Source organism: bacterium (Candidatus Blackallbacteria) CG13_big_fil_rev_8_21_14_2_50_49_14 (genome assembly GCA_002783405.1).
Lineage (GTDB): Bacteria > Cyanobacteriota > Sericytochromatia > UBA7694 > UBA7694.
Genome location: PFGG01000054.1, coordinates 1 through 8,251 on the forward strand (window position 1 = coordinate 1; position 8,251 = coordinate 8,251).

Annotated in this window: 8 protein-coding genes; 5 read left to right on the plus strand and 3 right to left on the minus strand. The window is 41.1% G+C overall.

The genetic code is table 11. The features are described 5' to 3' along the window. From COW20_13080 to COW20_13090, 3 genes are all read right to left on the minus strand, one after another. A partial coding sequence (locus COW20_13080) for a hypothetical protein (protein PIW47301.1) occupies window positions 1-854 on the minus strand: 854 nt, incomplete at its 3' end. 66 nt (window positions 855-920) lie between these two features. Continuing rightward, window positions 921-1,421 (minus strand): chemotaxis protein CheW, encoded by a 501-nt coding sequence (locus COW20_13085; protein PIW47302.1) that lies wholly within the window; start codon window positions 1,419-1,421, stop codon window positions 921-923. A gap of 132 nt (window positions 1,422-1,553) precedes the next feature. Beyond that, window positions 1,554-2,357, minus strand: coding sequence for a hypothetical protein (locus COW20_13090; GenBank protein PIW47303.1), 804 nt, complete (start codon window positions 2,355-2,357; stop codon window positions 1,554-1,556). A gap of 492 nt (window positions 2,358-2,849) precedes the next feature. On the opposite strand from COW20_13090, the gene COW20_13095 reads away from it, so the two are divergent. The 5 genes from COW20_13095 (at window position 2,850) to COW20_13115 (ending at window position 8,151) form a co-directional block, all read left to right on the plus strand. After that, window positions 2,850-3,503 carry a hypothetical protein gene (locus COW20_13095; GenBank protein PIW47304.1) on the plus strand — a complete coding sequence of 218 codons (654 nt, stop codon included), beginning with the start codon at window positions 2,850-2,852 and terminating at the stop codon, window positions 3,501-3,503. Then, the gene (locus COW20_13100) at window positions 3,500-5,371 is read left to right on the plus strand and encodes a hypothetical protein (GenBank protein ID PIW47305.1); all 1,872 of its coding nucleotides are present in this window, start codon (window positions 3,500-3,502) and stop codon (window positions 5,369-5,371) included. The genes COW20_13095 and COW20_13100 overlap by 4 nt, the downstream gene beginning before the upstream one ends. Then, complete coding sequence (locus COW20_13105) at window positions 5,349-6,470, plus strand: hypothetical protein (protein PIW47306.1); 1,122 nt, start codon at window positions 5,349-5,351, stop codon at window positions 6,468-6,470. Before COW20_13100 ends, COW20_13105 begins: the two co-directional genes overlap by 23 nt. Before the next feature lie 185 nt (window positions 6,471-6,655). Continuing rightward, window positions 6,656-7,288, plus strand: a complete 633-nt coding sequence (locus tag COW20_13110; protein PIW47307.1) for a hypothetical protein — start codon at window positions 6,656-6,658, stop codon at window positions 7,286-7,288. Between the two features lie 158 nt (window positions 7,289-7,446). Further along, window positions 7,447-8,151, plus strand: coding sequence for a transcriptional regulator (locus COW20_13115; GenBank protein PIW47308.1), 705 nt, complete (start codon window positions 7,447-7,449; stop codon window positions 8,149-8,151). Window positions 8,152-8,251: the final 100 nt, after the last annotated feature.

Sequence of the window (8,251 nt, forward strand, 5' to 3'; positions counted from 1 at the left end):
CCTTTCAAACTTTCAAGGACTTTGCGCTGGTGGGCTGGATTTTTATGAAAGACATCGATATTCATTCCAATCAGCTTTTCAGGATTAAAATCCTTAAAGACTTCGCGAATTTCGTGCTGGGCATTCTTAAACATCTGGGTAATGGCAGGATTCATATACACAATTTCAAAATCTGGATTCGCAATCATCAAATTATTGCTGACACAATCCAAAGCCGATTTAATCCGCAAAGACTCGGTTAAAAGCGTTTCTTTTTCGCTCTCAGTCACCAGACGATGCGTAATATCTGTCCACTCCACCACATAGCCAATCGTTTCACCTTCATGGTTCTCAGATTTAGCAGCGACCAGATCAAAAGAACGCATTCCAATTGAAATCCGCGAACGAAAAATACCCTTTAAATTTGCAAGAACTTTACGTTGATGGGCTGGATTTTTATGAAAAACGTCGATATTCATACCCATTAGCTTTTCAGGATCAAAATTCTTAAAAACTTCGCGAATTTCGTGCTCTGCATCTTTAAACATTTGAACGATGGCTGGGTTCATATACACAATTTCGAACTTGGGGTTGGCTATCATAATATTGGTTGAAACACTTGATACAGCCGCATTCTTTAATTGAATTGAAAGATCTGTTTCCGAATCCAAGGGCTCGGGTCTGTGCAGGTCTTGTACTTGTGCAACCAGCTTGTTCAATTCAAGCACAATCTCTTGAAATGACTCAGAATATTTCGAACTGTCAAAGCCTGGAAGTATTGCTTCATTTTTATCCAGAGCCTGGCCAATCTTTTTGATCTGAGTTAATAAATTCTTCTTTTCATTTTGAGAAAGCAGAATTTCTTGTGCAACCATAATGATTTACTCTCTTTTCACTTTAGAATATTTTAAACAGACTGAACTTGAAATCAAGGAAAATAATCAATACGAAATAAGATCGGCGCTCTTTGACTGAATTTTGCCATTTTGGAGCATGGGTTCAATATCCAAAAGGATATAGACATGTTCTCCACTTTTTCCCATTCCTTTGATCAAAGAATGTGTTTCACTCTCTCTCGCAAAATGGGGAGGAGGTTCAATCGCCTGAGCAGGAAGTTCAGTCACATCATTGACCCGATCCACCGCAATCCCCGTTAAAACACCTTCAATTTCAAGCACAATGATCACGGTCCGATCTGAATACTCCAAACTGGGAAGATTAAAACGTTTGCGGATATCCATGACAGGCACAATTTTCCCACGCAAATTGATCACCCCTTTGATATAAGCAGGAACATCTGGCATTTCAATGATTTTCTGCATCCTTACAATCTCGGTGACATAACTGACACAGATCGCATATTCTTCAAGATCAATCGAGAAGGTTAAATACGTATCATCGATATTAATATCATCATCTTCATACAGGTCAAATTCATCCATAAGAAACGCTCACTTTGGATATATTATTATTTAAAATATTTAAGAAAAAATATATATAATAGGCAAAATAATTAAAATATTTTAATTATTAAAGACGCAATCAATGGGCAGAAAAGCCCTGTTTACTTCTATTTAATCTAAAATCTGATGAATGAGTTCAAGCAATTTTTTCCCTGATTTTGACTCAAAATCAAGCGACACTGAGCCATCAGGCTTTTCAATAATCGCATCGGCCCCCAAAGCTTTTACCTGTTGCGCTTTTTCTAAAACGATTGAAGAAAGCACAATAATTTTGGCTTTGGTTTTGGAGCGGGCCCGCTCCAAAAATTCAATCCCATTCATAACCGGCATTTCAATATCCAGTAAAATCAGATCCGGTGAAAAACGCTGAAGCAGTTCTAAACCTTCTTGCCCGTTCTTGGCATCACACACCAATTTAAGTTGGGGATCTGAATTCATAAGATTGGTCACAATCAGTTTCATCAAAGCAGAATCATCGATCAACATGACCTGGTAAAGGGGCTTATTCACCGCTTTCAAGTTGTGAGTAAGAGGCGAAGACTCAAAGATCGCCTGAAGTATTTCTTGCGTGGGAAAATTTTCATTCAACATGGTTTGGGGCTTTTGAACAAATCGAAAATCACTGAAAGCAGCGTGTGGTTTTTCTTTAGAAAAAATAAGCGTTTGCGATTTACTCTTGGATAAATGATTGAAGAGAATCTTGATTTCATCAGCTTCAAAACAACTGGGATCGAGAATAACAAATTCAGGGTCTAAATTTTTCAGTTTATCAAGAGCAGAGATTAAATTATTGGCAAGCCCCAAAATGGTGAGGTTCTTTTCTCTGCCCAAATGTGTACTCAAACTCAAACAATGAAGCGAATTGCCAATAAAAAAAATTGATTTGCTTTGTATTTTTACGAGTAAGTCAGCCATATACACCTCATTTACAAAAATTAAATAAGAATACCAACAGGTCTGCTCTCAAAAGCTTTGGTGAAATATTGAATAGAACAGCATGACTGAATTATTTTGATCCTATCAAATTGAAGCAATGAAGTCATGTCCGGGGATCTACAGGCATGACATCCAGTCCCTTACAACACAACGTAAATTCACGAGTTTTTTGTAGTTGGATTACTTACAAATCTATAAATTAGAATATAAAGCAGAGTGAATAAATGAGAACAACACAGGAATTAGTTCATCAATATCCCCAGCTAAGATTGTTGAATGAGTAAAAAAACCAAGTAATAACCTGAACAAAAATGACTTTATTTTTACATTCAGACAGAGAGGAAGGGCCGGACTCACTTTGACACTCACATGTTATAATAAATTTGTCACAATGCAAGACTTAAGACTGATTTTTGTTATCAAAATTTTAATCAAACTGTAACAATAAAGATTTTTGCCAAGAATGAAAACATGCCCAATAACTCACTAAAGATCCTCTTGGTCGACGACCATCCGCTTACTTTGATGGGCATTCGTCTGATGCTAGAAGACAAAGAGCTTCCTTTTGCCGCACTGGAGATTTATGAAGCTTCAGGCGCACAAGAAGCTTTCACGCTTGCGCAAAAGAATCCTCCCAAATTGGCCATCATTGACATGAATCTTCAGGATGGGCATGGATTGGAACTTTCTCATCAGCTATTGGAGCTAATCCCTGATCTTAAAATTCTCTTTTATACAGGTTCGGCCAGTAACCTTCCCAAAGCGGATCTGATCAAAGCAGGAGCCCATGGTTTTTTAAGCAAAAATATGGAACCCGAGAAACTGATTCAAGCGGTGATCTGCGTTTCAATGGGAGGGTACTATTTTGACGATCAACGCCCCGATCAGGTCTTTGCTGAAAAGCAGCCTGAAAAAGCCCATCTGCTTTCTAAACGTGAAATGGAAGTTTTGCGCATGTTGGCAGAAGACTATAACAAAGACAATATTGCTTTTAACCTGGGCATCAGCGTTCGTACTGTAGAAACCTACCGCGCGCGTCTAATGAAAAAACTGGGAATACGCTCGGTTGTGGGCCTGGCTCGATACGCCCTTGAACAAGGGATAGTCGAACTTCCGCCCCAATGAAAGAAACCCTCAATCCAAACGAAGACAGCTGTCTCGAAGGACAGAATCACTTCGTTTGTGACGCGTTAGATTGGGGAATCGCTTTGTTTGATCTGAATGGGCAGCTGAAGTATTGTAATCAAGCCTGGCAACAAGCACTCGTTGCTTATCAAGAAAACTCTGAAAAAATCACCTTAGCAGAACTTTTCCCTCCGTTCACAGATTTTGCGTCACTCACAGCTCAAGGCAAAGAGTTTAAGACAGTCTTGCCCGCACATAACAATCTCAGCCCCACCCTCTCTATCAGCTTAAAAGAAATTCAAAACTTTGATTCAAAAGCCTTTCTTTGTACGCTTCAGAATATTCAATTGCAACAGGATTGGCAAGAAACCATTCCCAGCCATTTTCAAATCTTGCAAACACTGATTGAAAGTATTCAATACCCCATTGCCTATATTTCTGAATCTCATTTTCCCCAAATCTGGAACAGCGCCTACAGCAAATTTCATTTCCACTATTTTGGACAAGCTCCGTCACACGACTGGTCACCGATTCATCATTTGCCAACAGAGCAAAAAATGTATTGGGAAGCACTCATTGAGAGAGTCATCAACGGGCAAACCAAAATTGTGACCCTCCCGATAGAAATACATGGCCTCTCCTATTTCTACAAAATAACACTCAGCCCTTATCGCCTGGGAAAAAATATTCTGGGCTATGTTTATATGGCCCAAGATATTACCGCCAATCAAAAAGCTTTACTTGCCCTAAAAAAAAGCAGAAAAGAGCAAAAAAGAGCTGCAGAAATAGGGAAAATAGGCTTGTTCGATTGGAATTTTTCTTCAGAGACGATTTCGATCAACCGTGAACTTTCTGAAATGCTGGGTCTCAAAACCCGAAAGCTCAAAATAAACTGTCAGGATTTTCTGAACCGCATTCCCCTGCCGCAATCACTCTTCAAAGAGGATCATTTTGAGCTGACGCTACCAGCTCAAGTCAGCTCAAGCCAGAATACAGCCTGGTTTTGGGTTCGGGGTGAATGTCTTGAAAAAAACAGCCTCGGTCAGCCTCAACATTTTGCGGGCTCTGTTTTAGATGTCAGCGAACGTCAAAAAATGGAAACCCGCTTAAAGCAAGCCTTAAAAGAGGAGCAAGAATACAATCGCATCAAAACAGCTTTCATTGGCATGGTTTCACATGAGTTTCGCACCCCCCTGACACAAATCCTTTCTGCCACCCAAATTTTGGCTCGGGGCAAAATAAAATTGAGACCCGAATCATTTGATCTTCACTTACAGACCATTCAAAAAGCCGTCAAAAAGATCAATCGTCTAATGGATAAATCCCTCTTTCTCAGCAAACACACCGCCTTGCCTGCATCAGAGAATAAAAAACTCAGTTTGAAACCCCTGAGCTTACAGGCCTTGTGCGAAGATATTCAACAGGAAGTTCAGGAGGTAGGTCAGCAAACCCATACCCTTATTCTTGAAATTGAACCCAAAGAAAGTGTTCTTTGGCTCGATCAGGATTTGATCTGGTATGCCCTGAGCAATTTATTGTTGAATGCAGTGAAATATTCACCCCCCGGTTCAGAAATACGCCTGAAAACGGTTTGGAAACAGAATACCTTGTGGATTTATGTCTATGATCAAGGTCTGGGTGTTCCAATCGCTGAACAATCAAAATTGTTTGAACCCTTTTTTCGGGGGAGCAATGTTCAAGCCATTCAAGGCACAGGCCTGGGACTTTCAATTGTAAAAAACGCAATTGAATTGCATGGGGGAAAGATTCACTATGAGCCCCAATTGCCCAAAGGATCATGCTTTTGGATTGAACTTCCCTGTAAACTGAGCAAGGAGCTTGACGATGAATACCCTTCTGATCATTGAGGACGATGCCATCATTCGTTCACAACTGCGCGAATTTCTTGAAATGGAAAATTATAAGATTCTTGAGGCCGAAAACGGCGTCGAAGGATTGAAGCTCACCAAAGAACACCACCCCAATCTGATCCTCTCGGATCTGATGATGCCCAAAATGGATGGCTTCACCCTGCTCAAAAATATTCAAGCCAATCCCGAGATCCGTTCTATTCCTTTTGTTTTTCTGACAGCGCGCTCAGAGCTGCAAACCTTACGTACAGCCATGAATCTCGGAGCAGAAGACTTTCTCTATAAACCTTTTGAATTTGAGGAACTCCTACATATCATCGATATTCGCTTAAAACGCCAGGCTTTCTTACGCCAGGAAACTGAAATGCAGGTTCAAACCCAGGCAATTGCTTCCCAAGCGCTTACCATTTCCTCTCAAGCTCAAAAACAATGGCTGAAACTGATGTTGCATGACGTCAGCAATAACCTGAGTGGCATTACCAACTTGACCTATGCCCTGAAAAAAACACACCCTGCGGAAAATATCAAACAGGAGGTGATTGAGGCGCTTCATCTCAGTGCGCGTTCCAGCCAGGAAATGCTCACCAAAATCATGAAAAATTTAATTGAAAACCCACAAAATACAAAAGCAATCCTCTCTGTGCCCGAGATTTTAGAGCACGTCAAAGAGTCCCTGGCGGCAAGTATTGAAGCCAAGAAAATTCTCATTGTCACGAAAGTCCCCAACCGCCCAGTCTATACCGTGGGCGATCCCTTGGTGCTCTACACCATTCTTCACAATTTAATCAGCAATGCGATCAAATTTACCCCGAAACATAACAAAATATATTGCCATTTCAAAAAAGACAAACGGGAATGGTGTCTTGAAATTCATGACTCGGGCAAAGGCTTGAATAAAACACAAATCAAAGCCATTCAAAACAGTCAAAACTTTACATATCCAGGCACTGAAGGAGAAAAAGGTACTGGAATGGGTTTGAATCTTACACATAAACTACTCCCGCTTCTGAATGCCCGCTTAGAAATCAGCAGCAATGGAAAGGGCAGTCATTTCTTTCTTTATTTTCCGGCCTACTTTCCCGCATCATCTAACTAAGGCGTTCAAAATCCGACCCAAAACTTACCTCCTGTATCCCAAAACGCAAAGCATATAAATAGATTTCTTGATCGAGATCAAGATCCATTTTGATACCTGTCATGCGAAAAAAGTTCTAGAAAAAGCACAATAAAATACATCCCCATGCGGGAGAAAACCTCAAAACTTGGCACAAGGTACGAAAGATGCACGCGCAAACCCATTCCAAATGGTATCGGGAGATCTCCGCGAAATTTGCAAATACGCCTTCTGAGCAGGCTTTTTTAGCCTGTCTTGCGATTGATGCAGTCCTTTTCGTCTCTTTAATTGGCGGATTTTATTTTAACCTGCCCTGGGAGAACCAATTTTGGCCTCCCCCTGAAATGCCGGTTTTTCCTTTTTCATTGACCTTGATGAATGGATTCTTTCTGGCAGGCAGTCTGATTGCTCTGTTTCTGGCTTTTCGTTCAGTTTTTATACCCAAAGCACGTTCCACCACACCCAATTGGCTGGGAATGACCGTTGTCATGGGTTTGATGTTTGTGCTTTCACAGGGCATCGAATGGAGCCAGATATTTATGTTTGGGCTCAAAAATCCACTCAATCTTATTTCTGCCTTTTTCTATCCCCTGATCGGTATTTACCTTGCTCACCTCTTGGGCGGCCTGACCGCCTTGACCTGGGTAGTCAGAAAACTGCATCAAGACGCCTGGATGCTTCAACCCGTTTCTCAGGCAGGCATTATTCTAGGGCATACCCACTTAACTTTGGTCGGTTTTTATTGGTTCTTTATTGTGACACTTTGGCCTGTACTCTACTACCTTCTCTATATCAACTGAGGTTCTGATGAAATAAAAGCGCTGATTCCAATCCCCAAGATCTCAAACCACAAGGAAGGGAAGCCCAAGCCCCCTTGAAGGAGATGCCCATAGAGGTATATACTATCTGAAGAGGAATTTATTTCTCTTTTTTAAGATGCTGCAACAGGCGAGGGGATATGTCTCATACGAATCCAGATTGTGAACATTGCCAGGTACGCAACCTGAATCCCATGCGCAATCTTTCACCCGATCAATTGCAGGAACTTAGCTCTTGTAAACTGGCGCATGGCTATAAACCCGGCCAGGTCATTTTTTATGAGGGCAACCGTCCCTTTGGTGTTTATTGTCTTGAAAAAGGCAAAGTAAAGCTTACCAAATATACCCCTGATGGAAAAAGCTATATCGTGCGTTTGGCCAAAGCAGGTGATTTACTGGGTTACCGCTCTTTCTTAACCAATGAGCCCTATTCTGCAACCGCCGAAGTGATCGAAGAGGCCACGATTTGTTTTCTTGACCGCAATCTCTTTTTACAGTCTTTGCGCAAGAATCCTTCTTTCGCGCTTGAAATGCTTGAACAAATGGGCAATGATCTCAAACAAGCCGAAGACAAAGCACGTGATATGGCCTATAAATCTGTCCCTGAACGCTTGGCTGAACTTCTGCTTTCACTCAAAGAATCTTATGGTGAAGAAACCAGCGATGGCATCAAGTTGGATATTCGTCTAACCCGTGAAGAATTGGCAAGCATGTTGGGCACAACGATTGAAACCACCGTTCGCAATCTGACCCGCTTTAAAGAAAAAGAACTGATCAGTTTTGACAAAAAAAATATTGTTTTGCGCAATATCCGTGGTTTGGCTGAATTCTTGCCCCAACTCTAAAATTTAAGTATCGACTCTTTAAAACCTCCAGACTGGGAGGTTTCTTTCATATTGGGAACGAGATTCATCAGGTCTTGCGCAGGAGACTCCGGCATTCATG

Excerpts from the sequence above, each read along its gene's own strand:
- COW20_13110 (PIW47307.1), top strand. The coding sequence starts at position 6,656 with ATGCACGCGCAAACCCATTCCAAATGGTATCGGGAGATCTCCGCGAAA.
- COW20_13105 (PIW47306.1), top strand. The coding sequence starts at position 5,349 with ATGAATACCCTTCTGATCATTGAGGACGATGCCATCATTCGTTCACAA.
- COW20_13085 (PIW47302.1), bottom strand. The coding sequence starts at position 1,421 with ATGGATGAATTTGACCTGTATGAAGATGATGATATTAATATCGATGAT.
- COW20_13090 (PIW47303.1), bottom strand. The coding sequence starts at position 2,357 with ATGGCTGACTTACTCGTAAAAATACAAAGCAAATCAATTTTTTTTATT.
- COW20_13095 (PIW47304.1), top strand. The coding sequence starts at position 2,850 with ATGCCCAATAACTCACTAAAGATCCTCTTGGTCGACGACCATCCGCTT.
- COW20_13100 (PIW47305.1), top strand. The coding sequence starts at position 3,500 with ATGAAAGAAACCCTCAATCCAAACGAAGACAGCTGTCTCGAAGGACAG.
- COW20_13115 (PIW47308.1), top strand. The coding sequence starts at position 7,447 with ATGTCTCATACGAATCCAGATTGTGAACATTGCCAGGTACGCAACCTG.